The sequence below is a fragment of the Streptomyces sp. NRRL F-5755 genome, assembly GCF_001279365.1.
GTDB classification, from domain to species: domain Bacteria; phylum Actinomycetota; class Actinomycetes; order Streptomycetales; family Streptomycetaceae; genus Streptomyces; species Streptomyces rimosus.
The window spans coordinates 1-22,555 of record NZ_LGCW01000309.1 but is presented as its reverse complement, the minus strand read 5'-3'; the positions used below and the strand labels follow the sequence as shown (position 1 = coordinate 22,555).

Annotated in this window: 20 protein-coding genes and 1 riboswitch; of the genes, 14 read left to right on the top strand and 6 right to left on the bottom strand. The window is 74.7% G+C overall.

The genetic code is table 11. The features are described from left to right. Positions 1-104 precede the first annotated feature (104 nt). Positions 105-326 (bottom strand): helix-turn-helix domain-containing protein, encoded by a 222-nt coding sequence (locus ADK86_RS36240; RefSeq protein WP_030021347.1) that lies wholly within the window; start codon positions 324-326, stop codon positions 105-107. A 366-nt stretch (positions 327-692) separates the two neighbouring features. Then, a complete protein-coding gene (locus tag ADK86_RS36235; protein ID WP_003984923.1) occupies positions 693-2,291 on the bottom strand; it encodes an ABC-F family ATP-binding cassette domain-containing protein in 1,599 nt (532 codons plus the stop codon). A 402-nt stretch (positions 2,292-2,693) separates the two neighbouring features. Between ADK86_RS36235 and ADK86_RS36230 the strand changes: the two genes are divergently transcribed. Together ADK86_RS36230 and ADK86_RS36225 are read left to right on the top strand one after the other, a co-directional pair. Beyond that, positions 2,694-3,584, top strand: a complete 891-nt coding sequence (locus ADK86_RS36230) for a neutral zinc metallopeptidase (protein ID WP_053700448.1) — start codon at positions 2,694-2,696, stop codon at positions 3,582-3,584. A 165-nt stretch (positions 3,585-3,749) separates the two neighbouring features. Beyond that, positions 3,750-4,166, top strand: a complete 417-nt coding sequence (locus ADK86_RS36225; protein WP_053700447.1) for a VOC family protein — start codon at positions 3,750-3,752, stop codon at positions 4,164-4,166. Positions 4,167-4,217: 51 nt separating this feature from the next. Here ADK86_RS36225 and ADK86_RS36220 read toward each other — a convergent pair whose 3' ends face one another. The 3 genes from ADK86_RS36220 to ADK86_RS36210 all read right to left on the bottom strand — a co-directional run bounded on the left by ADK86_RS36220 (position 4,218) and on the right by ADK86_RS36210 (position 7,898). Then, on the bottom strand, positions 4,218-5,702 hold the full coding sequence (locus ADK86_RS36220; protein WP_078952498.1) for a hypothetical protein: 1,485 nt from the start codon (positions 5,700-5,702) through the stop codon (positions 4,218-4,220). Positions 5,703-5,989: 287 nt separating this feature from the next. After that, the gene (locus ADK86_RS36215; RefSeq protein WP_053700445.1) at positions 5,990-7,117 is read right to left on the bottom strand and encodes an alpha/beta hydrolase; all 1,128 of its coding nucleotides are present in this window, start codon (positions 7,115-7,117) and stop codon (positions 5,990-5,992) included. 127 nt (positions 7,118-7,244) lie between these two features. After that, positions 7,245-7,898 carry a class II aldolase/adducin family protein gene (locus ADK86_RS36210; protein WP_030180520.1) on the bottom strand — a complete coding sequence of 218 codons (654 nt, stop codon included), beginning with the start codon at positions 7,896-7,898 and terminating at the stop codon, positions 7,245-7,247. 366 nt (positions 7,899-8,264) lie between these two features. Here ADK86_RS36210 and ADK86_RS36205 point away from each other — a divergent pair, with 366 nt between their 5' ends. The 9 genes from ADK86_RS36205 (at position 8,265) to ADK86_RS36165 (ending at position 18,883) form a co-directional block, all read left to right on the top strand. Beyond that, positions 8,265-9,068 carry a lysozyme gene (locus ADK86_RS36205; protein WP_053700444.1) on the top strand — a complete coding sequence of 268 codons (804 nt, stop codon included), beginning with the start codon at positions 8,265-8,267 and terminating at the stop codon, positions 9,066-9,068. A 238-nt stretch (positions 9,069-9,306) separates the two neighbouring features. Beyond that, positions 9,307-10,674: an inorganic phosphate transporter gene (locus tag ADK86_RS36200; protein ID WP_078952497.1), complete on the top strand. Its 1,368-nt coding sequence runs from the start codon at positions 9,307-9,309 to the stop codon at positions 10,672-10,674. 46 nt (positions 10,675-10,720) lie between these two features. Beyond that, entirely contained in the window at positions 10,721-10,957 is a 237-nt protein-coding gene (locus ADK86_RS36195) for a hypothetical protein (RefSeq protein WP_030372220.1), read from the top strand. Between the two features lie 197 nt (positions 10,958-11,154). Beyond that, a riboswitch (cobalamin riboswitch) is annotated at positions 11,155-11,303 on the top strand. Between the two features lie 127 nt (positions 11,304-11,430). After that, entirely contained in the window at positions 11,431-12,402 is a 972-nt protein-coding gene (locus ADK86_RS36190) for a cobalamin biosynthesis protein (RefSeq protein WP_053700443.1), read from the top strand. A gap of 58 nt (positions 12,403-12,460) precedes the next feature. Next, the gene (locus ADK86_RS36185; protein WP_078952503.1) at positions 12,461-14,071 is read left to right on the top strand and encodes a cobyric acid synthase; all 1,611 of its coding nucleotides are present in this window, start codon (positions 12,461-12,463) and stop codon (positions 14,069-14,071) included. Further along, entirely contained in the window at positions 14,071-16,200 is a 2,130-nt protein-coding gene (locus ADK86_RS36180) for a putative cobaltochelatase (RefSeq protein WP_053700441.1), read from the top strand. The genes ADK86_RS36185 and ADK86_RS36180 overlap by 1 nt, the downstream gene beginning before the upstream one ends. Further along, the gene (gene cobO / locus ADK86_RS36175) at positions 16,200-16,799 is read left to right on the top strand and encodes a cob(I)yrinic acid a,c-diamide adenosyltransferase (protein WP_030596696.1); all 600 of its coding nucleotides are present in this window, start codon (positions 16,200-16,202) and stop codon (positions 16,797-16,799) included. Before ADK86_RS36180 ends, cobO begins: the two co-directional genes overlap by 1 nt. Before the next feature lie 58 nt (positions 16,800-16,857). After that, positions 16,858-18,249 (top strand): cobyrinate a,c-diamide synthase, encoded by a 1,392-nt coding sequence (locus tag ADK86_RS36170; RefSeq protein WP_053700440.1) that lies wholly within the window; start codon positions 16,858-16,860, stop codon positions 18,247-18,249. Next, positions 18,242-18,883, top strand: coding sequence for a VOC family protein (locus ADK86_RS36165; protein WP_053700439.1), 642 nt, complete (start codon positions 18,242-18,244; stop codon positions 18,881-18,883). The genes ADK86_RS36170 and ADK86_RS36165 overlap by 8 nt, the downstream gene beginning before the upstream one ends. A gap of 43 nt (positions 18,884-18,926) precedes the next feature. Here ADK86_RS36165 and ADK86_RS36160 read toward each other — a convergent pair whose 3' ends face one another. Then, entirely contained in the window at positions 18,927-19,652 is a 726-nt protein-coding gene (locus ADK86_RS36160; RefSeq protein WP_053700487.1) for a ZIP family metal transporter, read from the bottom strand. A gap of 92 nt (positions 19,653-19,744) precedes the next feature. On the opposite strand from ADK86_RS36160, the gene ADK86_RS36155 reads away from it, so the two are divergent. The 3 genes from ADK86_RS36155 (at position 19,745) to ADK86_RS36145 (ending at position 22,310) form a co-directional block, all read left to right on the top strand. Then, a complete protein-coding gene (locus ADK86_RS36155; RefSeq protein WP_053700438.1) occupies positions 19,745-20,176 on the top strand; it encodes a cobalamin biosynthesis protein in 432 nt (143 codons plus the stop codon). Continuing rightward, entirely contained in the window at positions 20,173-21,276 is a 1,104-nt protein-coding gene (gene cobC, locus ADK86_RS36150) for an Rv2231c family pyridoxal phosphate-dependent protein CobC (protein WP_053700437.1), read from the top strand. Before ADK86_RS36155 ends, cobC begins: the two co-directional genes overlap by 4 nt. 62 nt (positions 21,277-21,338) lie before the next feature. Next, positions 21,339-22,310: a bile acid:sodium symporter family protein gene (locus ADK86_RS36145; RefSeq protein WP_053700436.1), complete on the top strand. Its 972-nt coding sequence runs from the start codon at positions 21,339-21,341 to the stop codon at positions 22,308-22,310. Positions 22,311-22,555 lie beyond the last annotated feature (245 nt).

The window sequence follows — 22,555 nt, the reverse complement described above, 5'->3', positions numbered from 1 at the left end:
AGTCAGCCGACCGCACTTGCGTGCCTAAGTGACTGAACAGTAACCACCCGGTCGCCTGCTCGACCGACCGGGTGGCACCGTGGCTCCCGGAGTGACCGCCTCGGTCAGGCCGAGGCGGCCTTCTTGCCCCTGGTGGCTCCGCCACGACCACGCAGGGTCACACCGGATTCGCTGAGCATCCGGTGCACGAACCCGTAGGAGCGGCCGGTCTCTTCGGCCAGCGCCCGGATGCTCGCTCCGGAGTCGTACTTCTTCTTCAGGTCTGCCGCGAGCTTCTCGCGCGCGGCGCCGGTCACCCGGCTGCCCTTCTTCAGAGTCTCGGCCACCCGTGCCTCCTCGTGGGAAGTGCGCTCTGGACTCTCATGATCACCCCTCCCGGCCTTCCTGGCCACCCATTCAGCAAGGTCCGCTGCACATCGTTTGGCGTTTGAGGCGCCGTATTGACCTTTGGAACAAGGGGTTCCGCTCGGAATTCAAGCGGTCGGACAGCCGAATTTCCGGCGAAGGAGCAGGTCAGAGGGGGCTGGTACGACATGATGACGGCCGGGCCCAGCGGGCCCGGCCGTCACAGGGAGGCTCGCCGATGTACGAGCCGTTCTCACTCAGATGATGGATCACCCGTCGGCCGAATGATCCAGACGTCCTTGATCCCGCTCCCGCCGGCCGCCGCCGGGCCCGGGACCACCGCCGGCTCAGGCCAGCGCGACCAGGTCCGCGTAGTCCTGGCCCCACAGGTCCTCGACGCCGTCCGGGAGCAGGATGATGCGCTCCGGCTGGAGGGCGTCCACCGCGCCCTCGTCGTGGGAGACCAGCACCACCGCGCCGGTGAAGGTGTGCAGCGCGCCGAGGATCTCCTCGCGGCTGGCCGGGTCGAGGTTGTTCGTCGGCTCGTCCAGGAGCAGCACGTTGGCGGAGGAGACGACCAGGGTGGCCAGCGCCAGCCGGGTCTTCTCGCCGCCGGAGAGCACACCCGCGGGCTTGTCGACGTCGTCGCCGGAGAAGAGGAACGAGCCGAGCGTCTTGCGGATGTCGACCAGGTCCATGTCCGGCGCGGCCGAGCGCATGTTCTCCAGGACCGTGCGGTCCGGGTCCAGCGTCTCGTGCTCCTGCGCGTAGTAGCCCAGCTTCAGGCCGTGCCCGGGGCGCACCTCGCCGGTGTCCGGCTTCTCCACGCCCGCCAGCAGCCGCAGCAGCGTCGTCTTGCCCGCGCCGTTCAGGCCGAGGATGACGACCCGGGAGCCCTTGTCGATGGCCAGATCGACATCGGTGAAGATCTCCAGCGAGCCGTACGACTTGGACAGGCCCTCGGCCATCAGCGGGGTCTTGCCGCACGGCGCGGGGTCCGGGAAGCGCAGCTTGGCGACCTTGTCGGAGGCGCGCACCTCCTCCAGGCCGGCCAGCAGCTTGTCCGCGCGCCGGGCCATGTTCTGCGCGGCGACGGTCTTGGTGGCCTTCGCGCGCATCTTGTCGGCCTGCGAGTGCAGCGCGGCGGCCTTCTTCTCGGCGTTGGCGCGCTCGCGCTTGCGGCGCTTCTCGTCGGCCTCGCGCTGCTGCTGGTACAGCTTCCAGCCCATGTTGTAGATGTCGATCTGCGACCGGTTGGCGTCCAGGTAGAAGACCTTGTTGACCACGGTCTCGACCAGGTCGACATCGTGGGAGATCACGATGAAGCCGCCGCGGTACGTCTTCAGGTAGTCGCGCAGCCAGGCGATCGAGTCGGCGTCGAGGTGGTTGGTGGGCTCGTCCAGGAGCAGCGTGTCGGCGTCCGAGAAGAGGATGCGGGCCAGCTCGACGCGGCGCCGCTGACCGCCGGAGAGCGTGTGCAGGGGCTGGCCGAGGATGCGGTCCGGCAGGCCCAGGCTGGCGGCGATGGTCGCGGCCTCCGCCTCGGCCGCGTACCCGCCCTTGGTCAGGAACTCCGTCTCCAGGCGCTCGTACTTCTTCATCGCCTTCTCGCGGGTGGCGCCCTTGCCGTTGGACATCCGGTCCTCGTTCTCGCGCATCTTGCGCAGGACGGTGTCCAGGCCGCGCGCGGAGAGGATGCGGTCGCGGGCGAGCACGTCCAGGTCGCCGGTGCGCGGGTCCTGCGGCAGGTAGCCGACGTCGCCGGAGCGGGTGACCGTGCCGGCCGCGGGCATGCCCTCGCCCGCCAGGACCTTGGTGAGGGTCGTCTTGCCCGCGCCGTTGCGGCCGACCAGACCGATCCGGTCGCCCTTGGCGATACGGAACGAAGCGGACTCGATCAGGACACGGGCGCCGGCGCGCAGCTCCAGGCCGGAGGCGGTGATCACGGGGAAGACTCCTGGGCAGGTAAGGACAGCGGAAGGGACGGGGATGATCACAGCCGCGCGGCGGCGCGCGCCCCGCACGGCAGGGCCGGTGCGGAAGGGCGGCCTGGACGGCGTGCCGACGCCGTCTAATGCGCGAGGAGAATTGCCATACGGACCAGTCTAACGGTGACGTGCAACCAGTTTTTCCGGGCCGTCGGCGCGGCGGGGTGAGGGGGGATCGCGCGCGTCCGCTCGCGTCCTCCCTGCCCTCCCTGTCCTCCGTCGTTCTCCTTCCTTCCCGCTCGCCCGTTCGGCCGTCCGGGGTCGCGGTCGGCGGGTGGGCGCGGCTGGATGGGGCACGGACGGTGTGATCCCCACGGAGACGAGCCGGTACGGGGCCGAGCGGCGGAGGGCGGTACGGCCATGCAGTTCGACGACGACGCCGGGCTGGACACCTCGCAGGTCCAGGACCGGCGCGGCAGCCGGCTGCCCGGCGGGCGGGCCACCCTCGGCGGCGGGCTGGCGGGCCTGATCGCGCTGGTGGCCGGGCTGTTCTTCGGCATCGGGCCGAACGAGCTGGGCCTGACGGACACCGATCAGTCGCCGGAGCCCAATGCCTCGCCTGCCGAGCGGGTCCAGGAGCGGTGCCGGACCGGGCAGGACGCCAACAGCCGCGAGGACTGCCGGACCGTGGCCGTCGTCAACAGTGCGCAGTCCTTCTGGCAGCAGGAGTTCCGGCGGCGCGGCGCCGCGTACGAGCGGGCGCCGACGGTCCTGTTCACCGGCCGCGCGGACACCGCGTGCGGGTCCGCGACCTCGGCGGTCGGGCCGTTCTACTGCCCCGGCGACCGCAAGGTCTATCTGGACCTGGACTTCTTCCGGGAGCTGCGCACGAAGTTCGGCTCCAGCGGCGGGCCGTTCGCGCAGGCGTACGTCGTGGCGCACGAATACGGCCACCACGTCCAGAACCTGACGGGCACGCTGGGCCGCTCACAGGGCGGCCGCCCGGGCGCGGACAGCGGCTCGGTCAAGGTCGAGCTCCAGGCCGACTGCTACGCGGGGGTGTGGGCCCGGCACGCGACCGACACACCGCAGGAGGCCACCGGCCGGCCGCTGATCACCAGCCTCACCGAGGCGGACGTACGCGACGGCCTCGACGCGGCGGCCGCGGTCGGCGACGACCGGATCCAGGAGCGCTTCCAGGGCCGGGTCACGCCGGAGAGCTGGACGCACGGGTCCTCGGCGCAGCGGCAGCAGTGGTTCTCGACCGGGTTCCGTACGGGGAACATGGCGCGCTGCGACACGTTCCGCTGAGCCGCCGCACGCGTCCGCTCCGCTGGTCGTGGTGCCGGTCATCCTGCTCGTCGTCGCTGGTCGGAGGGTGTTCGAGGGGCGTTGTCAGACCCTGGTGCCAGACTGTGATGTGGGTCTCAAAACGAGGTCCGCGGAGTCTGATCACAGGCAGGGAAGGTGATCGTCATGACCGAGGTGGCGGCGGGGACGCCCACATTCTGTCCGGCACTGCGCTACCGCGACGCGAAGGCGGCGATCAAGCAGCTCACGGAAGCCTTCGGCTTCCGGCAGACCGCGCTGTACGAGAGCGAGGACGGCACGGTGCTGCACGCCGAGCTGGCCTTCGGGAACGGCGTGGTGATGCTGGGCTCGAAGGGCAGTGGCGGGCCGTACGAAGAAGCGCTGGGGGACAGCGGCCCGATCGGCGTGTACACGACCGTCACGGACCCGGACGCGCATCACCGGCGGGCCGAGCGGGCCGGGGCGGAGATAGTCCTGCCGCTCACGGACCAGGACTACGGCTCCCGTGAGTACACGGCCCGCGATCTGGAGGGCAACCTCTGGACCTTCGGGACGTACGCGCCGGCGCTGCCGCAGAGCTGAGGGACGGGCGCCGGACTCCGCGATCGGGTCCGGCCGCCCGCCCCGGGAGCGTCAGGCGCCGCCCGTGTGGACCTGGAAGGCGGCTCGCCGTACGGCCTTGGCGAGGGCCGGGTCGGGGTGGGCGGCGGCCAGCGCGACCAGGACCTGCACGGTGCGTGGATGGCCGACCGCCCGTACCTCCTCCAGCAGGCGCGGGACCGAGCCCTGGACGGCCGATTCGAGGTGGCGGACCAGCAGCTGGCTCTCGCCGTGGTCGGCGACGGCCGCGGCGGTGTCCACCCACAGCCAGGTGGACTCCTCGCGGGTGAGCACGTCCGGCGCGGTCTCCGGGTCGCCGCCCTCGTGCTCGACCAGCCAGAGCAGGGCGTACGGCCGCAGGCCCGGCTCGTCGGCGGCGGCGCGCACGGCCGGCTCCGCCGGGGCGCCGACGGCGCGCAGCGCCTCGAAGGCGAGGCCGCGCAGCAGCGCGTCCTCGCCGCGGGCCACGTCGAGCAGTTCCTCGACCGCGCTGCCCGCGGACCGGGCGGCCAGCCAGGCGCGGTATTCGGCGCGTGCCGGGCCGGGGGTCAGCCGGGCGCAGCCGCGCAGCATCGCCTCGGCGGACTGCTCGATGTTGCCCGCCGGGCTCTGCGCGGCGACGCAGATCTGTTCCAGCTTGACCCAGACCGACCAGTTGCCGAGGGGGGTGAGCAGCGCTTCGCGTTCGGCGGGCACGCCGGTCTTCGCACCGTCGCGCACGACGAGCGCGCCGACGGCGGCGAGGCCGTCCAGCGACCAGTCCAGGAGCACCGCGAGTGACACCCCCGCGGCGTCACTCACCGCCTCGGCGGCGTCCGGGGCGGCGGGCTGCCTGCCGGTGGGAGCGGTCGGCCGGCCGGCCCCCGGCTCCGCGCCCCGGTCGGGCCCGTACGGCACCTCGCAGCGCTCGGTGCGGAGTTCCGCGACCCGTTGTTCCAGCATGTCCAGCAGGACCGGGAGCCGGACCGGGCCGGCCGACAGGTGCAGCAGGGAGAGGAGCTGCGGCACGGCCTCGACGACCTCGGCGACGGCGGTCGGGCCGGCGCCGGGCGGGGCGGGGCGCGCCAGCGACCAGGCGTCGAAGAGCGCGACCCAGCCGCGCAGCGCGGCGGTGTCGTCGCGCTCCCAGGCGCGCAGCCGCCAGCCGGGGCGGGCCACGCCGCCGTGCAGTTCGACGAGTCCGGCCAGCCGGGCCAGGTCCCAGTCCGTACGGACCTGGTGCACGGTCAGCCGCAGATCGTGCGCGGCCTGTTCGGTGACCTCCGCGGGCAGCGCGCCGTCCGCGCCGGCCCGCAGCCCGGCGCCCGCGCCGTACTCGCCGTCGGCCCAGCGGGCGAGCCGTACGGCACCGGCCAGACAGGCGCGGGCCTGCCGCGCCAGTTCGGCGGGCGGTGGCGTGCCCTGCGGCGGCCGGGGCGCAGGCCGGGCGGCCCGGGTGCTCACCGCTCGGCGGGCGGCGGCAATCGGTTGACGGGGGACGAGTCGGAGCCGGGAGTCGCGCGGAGTACGGGACGTCACAGGGGCAGTCTTCCCGTTGACGGCCCGAAAGCCCAATCGGAACGGTCGGTACGTTCCGGGAGAGCGTCGCACGAGGGGCGCACGAGGGCGTCATCACGGGCCCGTGTGCCGGTCGCCATGGGTTCACGGGCCGGTCACCAGGGACATCCGCGGCCGGACGGCCGGGCCCACGATCCCCGCACTCCCGGTCGTCCAGGCCCGCGCTCCCCGCACTCCCGGCCGTCCGGGCCCTGCACCCCGCCCTCCCCTCCGTCGCCCCCTCCCCCGGAACCCTCCCCGCCGCCCGCTCACATCAGCGGCGTGAGAAACCGCCGCAACGTTTCCTCATACCTGGCCGGATCCACGTTCCACATGGCCGCGTGGGGCGCGTGCGGCACCGGATGAAGGGTGATCAGGTCGGGGCGGCGGGCGGCGAGTTCCCGGGAGGCGGACCACGGGGCGAGGGTGTCGTCGGGGCCGTGGATCAGCAGGGTCGGCACCGTGAGCAGCTCCGGGACCCAGGCGTCGGCCAGCCGGTCGGCGTGCAGGCCGGTGCTGCCCTCGGCGGCGCGTACCGCCAGCGGCAGCAGCGGGCGCGGGGTACGGCGGGCGGCGGCCAGAGCGCGGACGGTGGCCTGCCAGTCCAGCACCGGCGAGTCCAGGACGAGGCCGGCGATGCGGTCGCGCAGTCCGGAGTTGGCGGCGGCGCGCAGGGCCATGGAGGCGCCGGTGGACCAGCCGTGCAGGACGACGCGCTCCGCGCCGTACCGGATCGCGTAGCGGATCGCGGCGTCCAGATCGCGCCATTCGGAGTCGCCGAGGTGGCTGATGCCGTCGGCGGTGGGCGGGGCGCCCGGGTCGTTGCGGTAGGCCGGGTCGAGGACGGGCAGCCGCTGGTCGCTGAGGAACGGCATGAGGACCATGGGGTGCTCGCGGGTGGTGCCCAGGCCGTGCACGGTGATCACCCAGGTCTCCCGGGCCCCCGGCACGAACCAGGCGGGCAGGGCCCCCAGTTCGCCGGGAATGTCGACATCGGCGCAGTCGAGGCCCAGCGCGTCGCGCGGGTTGCCGATGTGCACCTGAGGGGTGAGCCGCATCCGGGCGCCCGGCTCCAGGGTGCCGTGGGTGACCCGCTCCAGACGGCGGACGACCGTGTCGGCCGGATGCGGTACGTCGTCCACGACCGGGCCGACGACCGCGTGGGCGCCCGCGCCGGTCAGGCCGTACGTACCAGGGCGCAGCGAGGCGAGGCTGCGGGTGAGCGTGATCCGCCCGGGGCCGGTGGAGTGCACCGTGAGCCGGGGGTCGCCCGGCAACGGCCGGTCGGGCGCGGGTTTGAGGACCATGTCGCTGGCGTACCGGCCGGCCGCCACCGCGGCCGCGCCGGCACCGATCACCGTGGTGGCGGCCGCTGCCGCCGCAGTACCCAGACGCATCCTCCCCAGTGTGGACAAGTCCGGCGGTCGCGGCCAGTGGGCGGGAGCGGCCGGGTGACGGCGGGCGCGGCGGCGCGCGGCCGGGCCGGGACGCAGCGGGCGGGGCGGCCGTGGCGGGCGGCGGGCGTCAGCCGGGCTGCCCGTAGCCGCGCAGCCGGTCGCCGGCCGCGGCGACCTGTTCCGGCGTCAGCAGGGCGGGTTCGCGGCCGGGCAGCGAGCTGGCGGCGAGCCAGACGCGGCACATCCACTCCAGCTGGGCGGTGCGGTCGTACGCCTCGTCAAGGGTGCCGCCGTACACGATGGTGCCGTGGTTCCGCAGGAGGCAGCCGGTGCGGTCGCGCAGGGCGGCGAGCATGTTCTCGGCCAACTCCTCGGTGCCGTACAGGGCGTACGGCGCGACGCGGACGGGGCCGCCGAGGGCCGCGGTCATGTAGTGCACGGGCGGGAGTTCGGTGACGAGGGTGGAGACGGCGGTGGCGTGCGCGGCGTGGGTGTGCACGACGGCGCGGGCGCCGGTGGCGCGGTAGACGGCCAGGTGCATGGGCAGCTCGCTGGTCGGCCGGAGCGTGCCGCGGGCGGGGCGCCCGTCGAGGCCGACCGCGGTGAGGTCGCCGGGCCCGAGCCGGTCGTAGGGGACGCCGCTGGGCGTGACCAGGACGAGGTCGCCGACGCGTACCGAGACGTTGCCGGAGGTGCCGACGACCAGCCCGTCGGCGACCGTGCGGCGGGCGGTGGCGACCAGCTCGTCCCAGGCGCGGTCGATGGCTTCCCGGTCCGTCATGCGTGGGCCCTCCGGTGTGCTGTGCGGGCGCGTTCCCGCCGGGGCGCGCGGGGGTGGTGCGCGGGTGGCTGCGGACACCGTACGGGCCGGGGGCGTGGCCGTGGGGCGGACCCCCGCCTTCCGGTAGCCCCATGTCGGACCGGTGACACCTCGGCGGGGATTGACCGAGCATCGACCGCCTTGTACGGATCACTCGGTACTCTTCCGGAGATTTGTCATGCACGTAGCCATGCCCGTACGTCATGCCACCCGCACGCCATGACGCCCGTACGCCGTCATGGCGTACGCACCGCGCCCGCACGTAGCCATGCCCGCACGCAGCAGTTCCCGTACGTCGTCGTCCTGGGGAGATTCCGGGAGGGAACCATGGCCCGTGACCACGAGCACCAGCCCGACCCGCGGCACGCGGCGGGCGCCCCACGGCACCCGCGCCCGCCGCGCGCCAGACGCCGCCTCACCGCCGCCACACTCGCCCTCGGCGCGCTGACCGCGGTCCTGTACACCGCCGTGCCCGCGCCGCCCGCCGCCGAGGCCGCGGGCAAGCCGCTCGGCCACGACATCTCCTCCCACCAGGGCGCCGTCGACTGGCGGGACGTACGGGCGAAGGGCGGCCGGTTCGTCTACGTCAAGGCCACGGAGTCGGACTGGTATCGCAGCCCGCACTTCTCGCGGCAGTACCGCGGCGCGCGCAAGGCCGGTCTGCTGCGCGGCGCCTACCATTTCGGCGTGCCGAACGCGTCCTCCGGCGCCGCGCAGGCCCGGCACTTCCTGCGCCACAGCGGCGGGTGGAGGCCGGACGGCCGGACGCTGCCGCCGGCTCTCGACATCGAGCACAATCCGTACAACCCGGATCGGGCGTGCTTCGGGATGAGCCGCGCGGCGCTGGTCCGGTGGATCCGGGGGTTCAGCAACGAGGTGCTGCGGCAGACCGGGCGGCGGCCGGTGATCTATACGACGGCGCGGTGGTGGAACGGCTGCACCGGCGGCAGCCGGGCGTTCGCCGCCACCCACCCGCTGTGGCTGGCGAACTGGCACAGCACGCCCGGGAAGCTGCCGGCCGGCTGGGCGTACCCGAGCTTCTGGCAGTACGCGAACCACGGCACGCTGCCGGGCGACCAGAACAAGTGGAACGGCACGGCCGCCCAGCTCCGGCGCTTCGCCCGGGGCTGAGCCGGGAGACCGGGCGCGGGACGTCATGGGGCCTGGGCATATGCCGCACGGCGTCCGGTACGCCCGGGACACGCGGGGCTCCCGTGCTGATACGTACGGGGCCCGCGTGACGTCCCGGGCGCCTCCGCGCTACCCCTGCGGGGGCGTCACCGCGGCGCCCGGCCCAGTTCACCTTCCGTTCACCCGTCGTCCGTACGGTCCCGAGCGTTACTGACCATCGAACTGATTGCCTGGGTGAATGGAACACATCACGCTTCTCATCGGGATCGTGATCGTCACGGCCTTGGTGTTCGACTTTACGAACGGCTTCCACGACACGGCCAACGCCATGGCCACCACCATTTCCACCGGGGCGCTCAAGCCCAAGGCAGCGGTGGCGATGTCGGCGGCCCTCAACCTGCTCGGCGCGTTCCTGTCCGTGGAGGTCGCCAAGACCATCTCCGGCGGCATCATCGACGAGACCGCCGGCATCAGACCAGAAGTGATCTTCGCCGGACTGGTCGGCGCCATCGTCTGGAACCTCGTCACCTGGCTCGCCGGGCTCCCCTCCAGCTCCTCGCACGCCCTCTTCGGCGGTCTGATCGGCGCGACCCTGGTGTCCGTCGGCGCGAGCGGCGTGCACGGCGGCGCCGTGGTCATGAAGGTCCTCATCCCGGCCGTCGCCGCGCCGATCGTGGCCGGCCTGGCCTCGATGGCCGCGACCCGGCTGACGTACCGGCTGGCCCGCGACCGCGCCGAGGAGGACACCGCCAAGGGCTACCGCGCCGGGCAGATCGCCTCCGCCGCCCTGGTCTCCCTCGCCCACGGCACCAACGACGCCCAGAAGACGATGGGCGTGATCACCCTCGCGCTGATCACCGGCGGCGTCGTGGCGCCGCACGCCGACCCGCCGCTGTGGGTCATCGCCTCGGCCGGCCTGGCCATCGCGCTCGGCACCTACCTGGGCGGCTGGCGGATCATCCGCACCATGGGCAAGGGCATCACCGACATCCAGCCGCCGCAGGGCTTCGCCGCCCAGACCGGCGCCGCGGCCACCATCCTGGCCTCCTCCCACCTCGGCTTCGCGCTCTCCACCACCCAGGTCTGCTCCGGCTCCGTCATGGGCTCCGGGCTGGGCCGCAAGGGCGGCGTGGTGCGCTGGTCCACGGCGGGCCGGATGGTCGTCGCCTGGGGCCTGACGCTGCCGGCCGCCGGCCTGGTCGCGGCGGGCGCCGCGCTGCTGGCGGACCAGGGCGACTGGGGCATCGCGGCCGTCGCGGTCCTCGCGCTCGCCGTCTGCGGCGCGATCTGGGCGGCCTCCCGGCGCAAGCCGGTGGACCACACCAACGTCAACGAGGGTCCGGCCGCGGAGCCCGCGGGCGTCGTCACCGCCGCCCTGCAGGCCGTCTCGCCGCCGCCCGCCGGCCCGGTCGGGTCCGTCCCCGCGGCGGCCGAGGCTGTCGAGGCCACGGTCCCGGCGCCCGCGATGGCCGACGCGCCGCTCGCCGACCCGGTCGGCGCGGCCCCGGTGATCGCCGACCCGGTGACCGCCGATCCGGTGGCCGCCCACCCGCACGAGACGCACGGGACCAAGCGCCGCGCCAAGGCCGGCTCGGCCGCCGGCTGACCCCGACGTACGCCTCCCCCGGCTTCCACGAAGGAACGAGAACGCAATGAGCATCGACTGGGCAGCGCTCGGCCAGGTCTTCGGCGTCACGCTGGTCGTGACGGTCGGCATCGTGGGCCTGTTCACCCTCGGCATCGTCGGTACGTCCCGCAAGCCGCGCCAGGAGGGCGAGGCGGTGGCCGCCGACGGTCCCGGCGGGGCGGCGCGGACCGGTGCGTACGCCTGCTTCGCGCTGTGCGCGGCGGCCGTGGCGTACGGCATCTACCTGATCGTCGCCGCCTGACCGGCACCGGCACGGCGCCCCGGGGCGTCCGGTGACCGCGGCGGGTGCCGCGGTCACCGGACGCCCCGTCGCCGTATGCCGGGCACCGGGCCCTGTGGCCTTGGACACAGCCGTGAGCGGGGCCCCGCGCCGCAGGTCAAGCGCGAGTTGACGGGCTTCGCGGAGCGTGGTGGACTGCCGGAGCCAATCGGCGACAGATGAGGAAGTCCGGTGAGAATCCGGCGCGGTCCCGCCACTGTCACCGGGGAGCGCTCCTCCATCAAGGGCCACGGTCCGCGTCCGGGACGCGGGTTCCGTACGGACTGGAAGGCCGGGGGAAGCGCCGATCCGGGGAGCCAGGAGACTCTCGTCGCCGTACCCGTCGAACCAGGGCGCGGACCCTGAGTGAGGACCTACCGCCATGCCCGGCCGCAGTTCGAGACCTGCTGGACGTACCCCGCTGCCCCTCCGAGGCGCGACGGCGGTCTGATCCGATGCGTGCCGAACACGCCGGCTACGCGTGCGGCGCGGCCCTGGGTTTCCTCGGCGACCTGGTCGTGGGCGATCCCCGGCGCGGCCACCCGGTGGCCGCCTTCGGGCGGGCCGCGGCGGCCGTGGAGCGCCGCCTGTGGCGCGACGACCGCGGACGCGGGGCCCTGCACACCGCACTGTGCGCGGGCGGAACCGCCGCCGGTGCCGCGCTCCTCACCCGTGCCGTACGCCGCTCCCCCGCCGTCTCCGTAGCACTGACCGCCGCCGCCACCTGGGCCGTCCTGGGCGGCACCTCGCTGGGCCGCGAGGCGCGGGCCGTCGGCGGTGCGCTCGCCGTGGGCGACCTCGATGTGGCGCGCGAGCGCCTGCCGCACCTGTGCGGGCGCGACCCGCAGGCCCTGGACGGGCAGCAGATGGCGCGCGCGGTGGTCGAGTCCGTCGCCGAGAACACCTCGGACGCGGTGGTCGGCGCCCTGGTGTGGGGCGCGGTCGCGGGCGTGCCGGGGCTGCTGGCGTTCCGTGCCGTCAACACGCTGGACGCGATGGTGGGCCACAAATCACCGCGCTACCGCCGCTTCGGGTGGGCCTCGGCCCGCCTCGACGACGTGGCCGGCTTCCCCGGCTCGCGGCTGACCGCCGCGCTGGCGGTCCTGTCCGGCCCGGACCGGCGGGGCGCGTGGCGCGCCTGGCAGCAGGACGGCGCGTCGCACCCGAGCCCCAACGCGGGCCCGGTGGAGGCCGCTTTCGCGGGCGCGCTGGGCGTACGGCTGGGCGGCACCCTGGCGTACGGCGGCCGGGTCGAGCACCGGCCGGTGCTCAACGGCGGCACCGGGCGGCCCGTCGCGGTGGCGGACATCGACCGGGCCGTACGGCTGTCGCGCCGGGTGAGCGCGCTGGCGCTGGCGGCCACGGTCACGGGCCGTCTGGCGGCCGGTGCGGTACGCCGGTCCCGTACGGCCAGGAGGTCCAAGTGAGCAGCAGCAACGTACGGACGGCGAGGAGTGCCAGGTGAACGGTTCGGGTGGGGCGCCGCTGGGCGGCGGGCTGCTGGTGGCCGGCACCACGTCCGACGCGGGCAAGAGCGTGGTGACGGCGGGTATCTGCCGCTGGCTGGCCCGCAAGGGCGTCAAGGTGGCGCCCTTCAAGGCGCAGAACATGTCGCTGAACTCGTTCGTGACGCGCGAGGGCGCGGAGATCGGGCGGGCGCAGGCCATGCAGGCCGCGGCGGCGCGCGTCGAGCCGAGCGCGCTGATGAACCCCGTACTGCTCAAGCCGGGCAGTGACCGCAGCAGCCAGGTCGTGCTGATGGGTAAGCCGGTGGGCGAGCTGAGCGCGCGCGGCTACCACGCGGGGCGCCAGGAGCGGCTGCTCGGTACGGTCACGGACTGCCTCCAGGAGCTGCGCCGTACGCATGACGCGGTGATCTGCGAGGGCGCCGGCAGCCCCGCGGAGATCAACCTGCGGCGCACCGACATCGTGAACATGGGCATCGCGCGCGCTGCCCAGATCCCGGTCGTGGTGGTCGGCGACATCGACCGGGGCGGCGTGTTCGCCTCGTTCTTCGGCACCACGGCGCTGCTGTCCCGGGAGGACCAGGCGCTGGTCGCGGGCTATCTCGTCAACAAGTTCCGCGGCGATGTGACGCTGCTGGAACCCGGCCTGGAGATGCTGAAGGGGCTGAGCGGACGGCCCACCCTCGGGGTGCTGCCGTTCGCGCACGGCCTCGGCATCGACGAGGAGGACGGCCTGAGGGTGTCGCTGCGCGGCGCGGTCCGCGAGAGCGTCGTCGCGCCGCCGCACGGCGCGGATGTGCTGCGCGTCGCGGTGGCCGCCGTACCGCTGATGTCGAACTTCACGGACGTGGACGCGCTGGCCGCCGAACCGGGCGTCGTGGTGCGCTTCGTGGACCGCCCCGAGGAGCTGGCCGACGCCGACCTCGTGGTGCTGCCCGGCACCCGCGGCACCGTCCGCGCCCTCCAGTGGCTGCGCGAGCGCGGCATCGCGGACGCGGTGCGGCGGCGGGCCGCGGAGGGCCGCCCGGTGCTCGGCATCTGCGGCGGCTTCCAGATGCTGGGCGAGCGCATCGAGGACGAGGTCGAGTCGAAGGCCGGGACCGTGGACGGGCTGGGGCTGCTGCCCGTACGCGTACGGTTCGCGGCTGAGAAGACGCTGGCCCGGCCGGCCGGCGAGGCGCTGGGCGAGCCGGTCGAGGGGTACGAGATCCACCACGGCGTGGCGGAGGTCGACGGCGGCGAGCCGTTCCTGGAAGGCTGCCGGTCCGGGGCCGTCTGGGGCACCCACTGGCACGGCTCCCTGGAGAGCGACGGTTTCCGGCGGGCGTTCCTGCGGCGGGTGGCCGCCGACGCGGGCCGCGCGTTCGTCCCGGCGCCGGACACCAGCTTCGCCGCGCTGCGCGAGGAGCAGCTCGACAAGCTGGGCGACCTGATCGAGGAGCACGCGGACACGGACGCGCTGCTGCGGCTCATCGAGGACGGCGTCCCGGCCGGGCTGCCGTTCGTGCCGCCGGGGGCGCCGCCGATACCGCCGCCGCCCCCCGCCCCGGCCGCCCCCGGCGCGGCCGCCCCCGGCGCGGCCGCCGCACCGCCCGCACACCGCACGTCCCTCGAAGGGGGTACTCCTTAATGGCATCGGTCCCTTACCCGTTCACCGCGGTCGTCGGCATGTCCGACATGCGGCTGAGCCTGCTGCTCAACGCCATCTCGCCGGCCATCGGCGGGGTGCTGGTCCGCGGCGAGAAGGGCACCGCGAAGTCCACGATCGTGCGTGGCCTGACGGCGCTGATGCCGGACGTCCCGGTCGTCACCGGCTGCCGGTTCTCCTGCCACCCCGCCGCGCCGGACCCCGCGTGCCCGGACGGCCCCCACGAGGCGGGCGGCTCCGAGGAGCGCCCGGCCCGCATGGTGGAGCTGCCGGTCGGCGCGTCCGAGGACCGCCTCGTCGGCGCGCTGGACATCGAACGGGCCCTGTCGGAGGGCGTGAAGGCGTTCGAGCCGGGCCTGCTGGCGGACGCGCACCGCGGCATCCTGTACGTGGACGAGGTCAACCTGCTCCACGACCACCTCGTGGACCTTCTGTTGGACGCCGCCGCCATGGGCGCCTCGTACGTGGAGCGCGAAGGCGTCTCCGTACGGCACGCCGCGCGCTTCCTGCTCGTCGGCACCATGAACCCCGAAGAGGGCGAACTGCGCCCGCAGTTGCTGGACCGCTTCGGTCTGACCGTGGAGGTCGCCGCGTCCCGCGAGCCGGACCAGCGGGTCGAGGTCGTACGGCGCCGCCTGGCCTACGACGCGGACCCGGAGGGCTTCGCCGCGCGCTGGGCCGCCGAGGAGGGTGAGCTGCGGGAGCGGATCGCCGCCGCGCGGGCGCTGCTGCCGGATGTCGTCCTGGGGGACGCGGTGCTGCGGCAAATCGCCGCTGTCTGCGCCGCGTTCGAGGTGGACGGTATGCGCGCGGACATCGTGATGGCGCGCACCGCCAGTGCGCTGGCGGCCTGGGCGGGCCGTACGGAGGTCCGCGAGGAGGACGTACGGCAGGCCGCCCTGCTGGCGCTCCCCCACCGGCGCCGCCGCAACCCGTTCGACGCCCCGGGCCTGGACGAGGACAAACTCGACCAGGTCCTGGAGGAGTTCGGCGCGGACGACGACCCGGAGCCCGACCCGGAACCGGACGGCGGCCCCGAGGACGGCCCCGACGGGCCCGGCGGCGGGCAGCCCCCGGAGGACGGCGACGGTGACGGCGGCACGGACGGCCCGCAGGGCCAGGACGCGCAGGCACCGCACGACCAGACCCCGCACGACCAGCCGCAGCTGCCCGAACAGCCCCAGGCCCCGGAACCGGCCCCCGCCGACCCGAAGGCCCAGTCCCGGAACGCGGAAGAGCAAGCATCCGGAGGCGGCGAAAAGGCCGCCGTCGCGGCGGGCGACCCGTTCCGTACCCGGCGCCTGGACGTCCCGGGCCTCGGCGAGGGCGCGGACGGCCGCCGCTCCCGCGCCCGTACGGCGCACGGCCGGACCACCGGCGCCCGCCGCCCGCAGGGCACCCTGACCAGGCTGCACCTCGCCGCGACCGTGCAGGCCGCAGCGCCGCACCAGGTGGCGCGCGGGCGCAGCGGCCCCGGGCTGGTCGTCCGCCGGGACGATCTGCGCGAGGCGGTGCGCGAGGGCCGCGAGGGCAACCTCGTGCTGTTCGTGGTGGACGCGTCCGGTTCGATGGCGGCGCGCAAGCGGATGAGCGCGGTCAAGGGCGCGGTGCTGTCGCTGCTGCTCGACGCGTACCAGCGGCGCGACAAGATCGGCATGATCACCTTCCGCGGCTCCGAGGCCGAACTGGCGCTGCCGCCCACCTCGTCGGTCGAAGCGGGCGCGGCCCGGCTGGAGTCGCTGCCCACCGGCGGCCGGACCCCGCTCGCCGCGGGCCTGCTCAAGGCCCATGAGGTGCTGCGCGTCGAGCGGCTGCGGGACGCCTCGCGCCGGCCGCTGCTGGTGGTCGTCACCGACGGGCGGTCCACCGGCGGCCCCGACCCGCTGATGCGCACCTCGCGCGCGGCGCGGCTGCTGGGCGCCGAGGGCGTCGCCTCGGTGGTCGTGGACTGCGAGGCGGGCCCCGTACGGCTGGGACTGGCCCGCGAGCTGGCCCGGGACCTCCAGGGCACCGCCGTCACCCTCGACGAACTGCGCGCGGACAGTGTTTCCGCGCTCGTCCGCGACGTCCGCGGACAGGGCACCAACCACACCACCCGGAGGGCCGCGTAATGCCACAGGGAAAGCCGTCCGTCATCCCGGAAGACGGGCTCACCACCCGCCAGCGCCGCAACCGCCCGCTGGTCCTCGTCCACACCGGCCCCGGCAAGGGCAAGTCCACCGCCGCCTTCGGGCTGGCGCTGCGGGCCTGGAACCAGGGCTGGCCGGTCGGGGTGTTCCAGTTCGTGAAGTCGGCGAAGTGGAAGGTGGGCGAGGAGCGCGCGCTGCGGGTGCTGGGCGGCACCGGCGAGGGCGGCACGGTCGCCTGGCACAAGATGGGCGAGGGCTGGTCGTGGGTGCAGCGCGACTCCCAGTTCAGCAACGAGGAGGCGGCCCGCGAGGGCTGGGAGCAGGTCAAGCGGGACCTGGCCGCCGAGACGTACAAGCTCTACGTGCTGGACGAGTTCGCGTATCCGATGCACTGGGGATGGGTGGACCCCGCCGAGGTGGTCTCCGTCCTGCGCGACCGCCCCGGCACCCAGCACGTCGTCATCACGGGCCGCAACGCGCCGCAGGAGCTGTGCGACTTCGCGGACCTGGTGACCGAGATGACCAAGGTCAAGCACCCGATGGACGCGGGCCAGAAGGGCCAGCGGGGCATCGAGTGGTGATTCGGGCACCCCGCACGGCACCGGCGCCGGGCACCGCAGCACCAGGAGCAGCCGAGCAGTGAGCACCATCCCCCGGCTCGTCATCGCCGCGCCCGCCTCGGGCACCGGCAAGACGACCGTCGCCACCGGCCTGATGGCGGCCTTCACCGAGGCCGGGCTGACGGTCTCCGCGCACAAGGTGGGCCCCGACTACATCGACCCGGGCTACCACGCGCTGGCGACCGGCCGCCCCGGCCGCAACCTGGACGCGTACCTGTGCGGCCCCGACCAGGTGGCACCGCTGTTCCTGCACGGTTCGGCCGGTGCCGACCTGGCGGTGGTCGAGGGCGTGATGGGCCTGTACGACGGCGCCTCCGGGTACGGCGAACTGGCCTCCACCGCGCAGGTCGCCAAGCTGCTGCGGGCGCCGGTGGTGCTGGTCGTGGACGCCTCGGCGCAGTCCCGGTCGGTGGCGGCGCTGGTGCACGGCTTCGCGTCCTGGGACCCGGGGGTGCGGCTGGCCGGGGTGATCCTGAACAAGGTCGGCTCGGACCGGCACGAGGAACTGCTGCGCGCGGCGCTGGACGAGGCGGGCGTGCCGGTGCTGGGCGCGCTGCGCCGGGCGCCGCAGGTGCAGACGCCGTCGCGGCACCTGGGCCTGGTCCCGGTCGCCGAGCGGCAGGCCGAGGCGGTGGATTCCGTACGGGCGCAGGCCGCGCAGGTACGGGAGGGCTGCGACCTCAAGGCGCTGCTGGCGCTGGCGCACAGCGCCCCGGAACTGCCGGGCACGGCCTGGGACCCGGCGCGGGCCGTGGCCCAGGGCGGCGCGGACAGCGTGACCGGCAAGCCGGTGGTGGCCGTCGCGGGCGGCGCCGCGTTCACGTTCTCCTACGCCGAGCACGCCGAGCTGCTGACGGCCGCCGGCGCGGAGGTGGCCGTGTTCGACCCGCTGCGGGACGAGCGGCTGCCCTCCGGGACCCGGGCGCTGGTGATCGGCGGCGGCTTCCCCGAGATGTACGCGGCCGAACTGTCGGCGAACGAGCCGCTGCGCCGGTCCGTGGTGGCCCTGGCGGCCTCCGGCGCACCGGTCGTCGCCGAGTGCGCGGGGCTGCTGTACCTGTCACGCTCCCTGGACGGCGAGCCGATGTGCGGAGTCCTGCCCGCCGACGCGCGGATGTCGCAGCGGCTCACACTGGGCTACCGGGAGGCGGTGGCGCTGAGCGACAACGCCCTTGCCGCGGCGGGTACGCGGGTGCGCGGCCACGAATTCCACCGTACGGTGCTGGAACCGGGCGCGGGCACGTCCCCCGCCTGGGGCATGACCCACCCCGCACGCCGGGTGGAGGGCCACGTCCAGGACGGGGTGCATGCCTCGTACCTGCACGTCCACTGGGCGGCCGAGCCGTCGCTGGCCCGCCGCCTGGCGGCGGGCGCCGCTGCCCGCCCGCCGTTGGAGGCCCCCCGTGGCTGACGCCGTACTGGACCACCTGGTCCTCGCCACCCCCGATCTGGAGAGCACCGCCGCCGAGGTCGCCGCGCTGACCGGCGTCCGGCCGGTGCCGGGCGGCGGGCACCCCGGCCGGGGCACCCGCAACGCCCTGCTGGGGCTGGGCGACGGCGCCTACCTGGAGATCATCGGGCCGGACCCCGCGCAGCCCGCCCCCGAGGCGCCGCGCTGGTTCGGCATCGACTCCCTGGCCGGGCCCCGGCTGGCCCACTGGGCGGTCCGGGTACACGGCATAGCCGGACACATCGCGCGGGCCCGCGCGCTGGGCTACGACCCGGGCGAGCCGGTGACGATGAGCCGCCGGACCCCGGACGGCGCCACCCTGTCGTGGACCCTGACACCGCCGCGCGCGGGCGGGCTGGTGCCGTTCCTGCTGGACTGGGGCGACGCGCCGCACCCGGCCGCCGGGGAGGCCCTGCCCGTCGTACGGCTGCAGGCGTTCTCCGGCACGCACCCCGACCCGGCGACGATCCGCGCCGAACTGGCCGCGCTGGGGACCGCGCTCGCCGTCGAAGCGGGCGACGAGCCCGGACTGACGGCCGTACTGGAAGGGCGCAACGGCCCGGTCTCCATAGGCGCGGGAGCCGGCACGCCATGACCACCCTGCCCGGTGCCGCTCCGGCCCGGCACCCTCTCCCGTGTCACGCCGCGATACCGACCACCAGCCAGATGAACCCCACCCCCGCCACAGTGCACAGCAGCGTGGACAGCGCGGGATGGTCGTGATGCGCCTCCGGGAGGATGTCGGAGGTCGCCAGGTAGAGCAGCACACCGCCGAAGAAGCCCAGGTACACCCCGAGCCATTGCTCCGGAAGAGTGAACGCCAGGGTGGCGGCGGCACCGGCCAGCGGGGCCAGCGCGTCCGCGCCGAGCATCAGCAGCGCCCGGTTGCGGGCGTTCCCGTACAGGCTGGTGATCGTGTACGTGTTGAAGCCGTCCGCGAAGTCATGGGCGATGACGGCGAGCGCCACCGCCACCGCCATCTCCCGGCCCACCTGGTACGCCAGGCCGATCGCGAAGCCGTCCATGAAGCTGTGCACCACCATGGCGGTGGCGGCCGTCAGACCGACCTGCGGCACCCGCTCCTCCGGGTCCATGCCGTGGGCGGCCTTGCGGACCGCCAGCAGCCGTTCGACCGCGTGCGTGGCGAGGAAGCCCAGCACGAAGCACAGCAGGGCGGCCGGCACCCCGAACACCTCGCCGCCCGCCGCCTCCAGCGCCTCCGGCAGCAGGTCGAGGCCGACCACGCCCAGCATCAGGCCCCCGGCCAGGCCCAGGACCAGGTGCCTGCGGTCGGTGACGCGGTGTGCGATCCAGCCGCCGAGCAGCGTCATCAGGAACGCGCCCAGCGCGATGGCCACCGGCACGGTCTCACCCCTTCCCCGGGGTTCCGGCACCCCTCACTCCTGCTTACCGACCGGGCGCGCGTCGCGCATGTCCGGCGCCCGGGGCGGTCGCGGTGAACGCGGCACCGGTCGTCGTCGGCGTCGGCGCCCGCCGGGGCGTCCCGGCCGCCGAGGTACTGACGCTCATCGCCGACAGCCTCGCCTCGGTGAGCCTCACACCGGACGCGGTCACCGCCCTCGCGACCGTGGACACCAAGGCGGCGGAGCCGGGGCTGGCCGAGGCGGCGCGGCGGCTCGGCGTGCCGCTGCTGACGTACCCGGCCGCGGTCCTGGCCGCCGTATCCGTACCACATCCGTCCCGCGCGCCGCTGGCCGCCGCCGGCACGCCGAGCGTCGCGGAGGCCGCCGCGCTGACCGCGGCCGGCGGCGGCCCCGGCCCCGCCGAACTCGTCGTCGCCAAGCGCAAGTCGCTGCCCGGGGCCCGGGCCACCTGCGCCGTGGCCAGGGCCCGCACCACACCCCACCGCACCGAGGAGAGACCGTGACCACCCCGCCGTCCGCCGCGCCCGCCGGCATACCCGGTTCCCGCCCGTACGAGCCGGATCTGCGCCACCACGGCGACGCCGAGGTACGGGGCGCGGACGCCGCCCTGACCGACCTCGCGGTCAACGTACGCACCGGTACGCCGCCGGCCTGGCTCAAGGCGCGGATCGCCGCCTCGCTGGACGGGCTGGCCGCCTACCCGGACGGCGGCCCCGCGCGCGCGGCGGTGGCGGCACGGCACGGGCTCCCTCCGGAGCGGGTGCTGCTGACGGCGGGCGCGGCAGAGGCGTTCGTCCTGATCGCCCGAGCGGTACGAGCGCGGCGCCCAGCCGTCGTACACCCCCAGTTCACCGAACCCGAGGCCGCACTGCGCGACGCGGGCCACCAGGTGGAACGGGTCCTCCTCACCGAACGGAACGGCTTTCGCCTGACCGCCTCCGACGTCCCCGAAACCGCCGACCTCCTCATCATCGGCAACCCCACCAACCCCACCTCCGTCCTGCACCCCGCCGCGGAGATCGCACGGCTGGCCCGCCCCGGCCGCACCCTGGTCGTGGACGAGGCGTTCATGGACGCGGTCCCCGGCGAACACGCGTCCCTGGCATCCCGTACGGACCTGCCGGGACTCGTCGTCCTGCGCAGCCTGACCAAGACCTGGGGCCTGGCGGGCCTGCGCATCGGCTACGTCCTGGCCGCCCCGGAAACCATCGCGGACCTGGAACGGGCCCAGCCCCTGTGGCCGGTGTCGGCGCCCGCGCTCGCCGCGGCCGAAGCGTGCTCCGAACCCGCGGCGCTGGCCGAAGCGGCGGAAGCGGCCCGGCAGATCGCGGCGGACCGCGACCACCTGCTGGCCAGCCTGGCGGAGATCCGCACCCCCGACGGCCGAAAGATCCATGTGACCACCCCGGCCGAGGGCCCCTTCGTCCTGATCCGGCTGCCGGACGCCGCGGCCGTCCGCACCCGGCTGCGCACGCTGGGCTTCGCGGTACGGCGCGGCGACACGTTTCCGGGTCTGGGCCCGGAGTGGCTACGGCTGGCCGTACGGGACCGCGCGACCACCGACCGCTTCACCGAGGCGCTGGCGAAAGCCTTCACCGACTGACCTCCCGTCCACCATCCGAAACCCCCTGCCCCCTACACCCACCCCGGCGTTAGGGTTCCGCCGTGCCGACCGAACAGCTCAGCCAGCGCCCCGCCCCCGCCGGCGACCTGCCCGCCTCCGACCGGGCGGCGCGGCGGGCCGTCACCGTCTTCCCGCTCCTGGTGATCGCGGCCGGCGCGGCCGGGCTGCTGTGGCCCGCGCCGTTCACCGGCTGGGCTCCGGCCGTCCCGTGGCTGCTCGGCGTCGTGATGTTCGCGATGGGCCTGACCCTGACCCCGCCGGACTTCACGGCGGTCGCCAAACGCCCCTGGGCGGTGGGCCTGGGCCTGGTCGCCCACTACGTGATCATGCCCGGCCTGGGCTGGCTGATCGCCACCACCCTCCATCTCCCCCCGCAGCTCGCGGCCGGCGTCATCCTGGTCGGCTGCGCCCCCAGCGGCACCGCCTCCAACGTCGTGACGTACCTGGCACGCGGCGACGTGGCACTCTCGGTCTCGGTGGCGACGGTCTCCACCGTCCTGGCCCCCCTGATCACCCCGCCCCTGACCCTCCTGCTCGCCGGCCAGTTCCTGGACGTGGACGCCGGCGTCATGGTGACCGACATCCTCAAGACGGTGCTGCTGCCGGTACTGGGCGGCCTCCTGGTCCGCCTCACACTCGGCCGCTGGGTCGACCGGGCACTCCCCACCCTGCCGTGGCTGTCCGCCCTGACCATCGCGGTCATCGTGCTGATCGTCGTATCCGGCAGCGCCGCCCGCATCAAGGACGCGGCGGCCCTGGTGATCCTCGCGGTGATCCTCCACAACGGCCTCGGCCTGACCCTCGGCTACGCAGCCGGCCGCCTGGCCCGCCTGGGCAAACCGGCCGGCCGGGCCATGGCCTTCGAGGTAGGCATGCAAAACTCCGGCCTGGCAGCCTCCCTGGCCACCGCCCACTTCAGCCCCACAGCGGCACTCCCGGCAGCGGTGTTCTCCGTATGGCACAACATCTCCGGCGCCCTGGTGGCCGCCTGGATGGCCCGCCACGAACGCTGACCGCCGCCCCGCACCCGTGCACGGGACCGGGCTTCCAGACTTCGTCCTCCAGCCCGCCCCCTCCCGCCGTAGGGCGTCCGACGGCCGGTGGGGGCAGGCGTCCCCCCACCCACGCCGCGATAGCCGAACACGTACGGGAGGGTGCGGGACCGGAGGACGAAGTCTGGAGGGCCCGGACCCGCGCCCCCAGACCGGAAACCCGACCCGCAAGCGGGTCATCCCACCACCCGCCCCCTCAACACCAC

Excerpts from the sequence above, each read along its gene's own strand:
- ADK86_RS36190 (WP_053700443.1), top strand. The coding sequence starts at position 11,431 with ATGCGTGCCGAACACGCCGGCTACGCGTGCGGCGCGGCCCTGGGTTTC.
- ADK86_RS36225 (WP_053700447.1), top strand. The coding sequence starts at position 3,750 with ATGACCGAGGTGGCGGCGGGGACGCCCACATTCTGTCCGGCACTGCGC.
- ADK86_RS36180 (WP_053700441.1), top strand. The coding sequence starts at position 14,071 with ATGGCATCGGTCCCTTACCCGTTCACCGCGGTCGTCGGCATGTCCGAC.
- ADK86_RS36215 (WP_053700445.1), bottom strand. The coding sequence starts at position 7,117 with ATGCGTCTGGGTACTGCGGCGGCAGCGGCCGCCACCACGGTGATCGGT.
- ADK86_RS36210 (WP_030180520.1), bottom strand. The coding sequence starts at position 7,898 with ATGACGGACCGGGAAGCCATCGACCGCGCCTGGGACGAGCTGGTCGCC.
- ADK86_RS36195 (WP_030372220.1), top strand. The coding sequence starts at position 10,721 with ATGAGCATCGACTGGGCAGCGCTCGGCCAGGTCTTCGGCGTCACGCTG.
- ADK86_RS36200 (WP_078952497.1), top strand. The coding sequence starts at position 9,307 with ATGGAACACATCACGCTTCTCATCGGGATCGTGATCGTCACGGCCTTG.
- ADK86_RS36205 (WP_053700444.1), top strand. The coding sequence starts at position 8,265 with ATGGCCCGTGACCACGAGCACCAGCCCGACCCGCGGCACGCGGCGGGC.
- ADK86_RS36230 (WP_053700448.1), top strand. The coding sequence starts at position 2,694 with ATGCAGTTCGACGACGACGCCGGGCTGGACACCTCGCAGGTCCAGGAC.
- cobO (WP_030596696.1), top strand. The coding sequence starts at position 16,200 with ATGCCACAGGGAAAGCCGTCCGTCATCCCGGAAGACGGGCTCACCACC.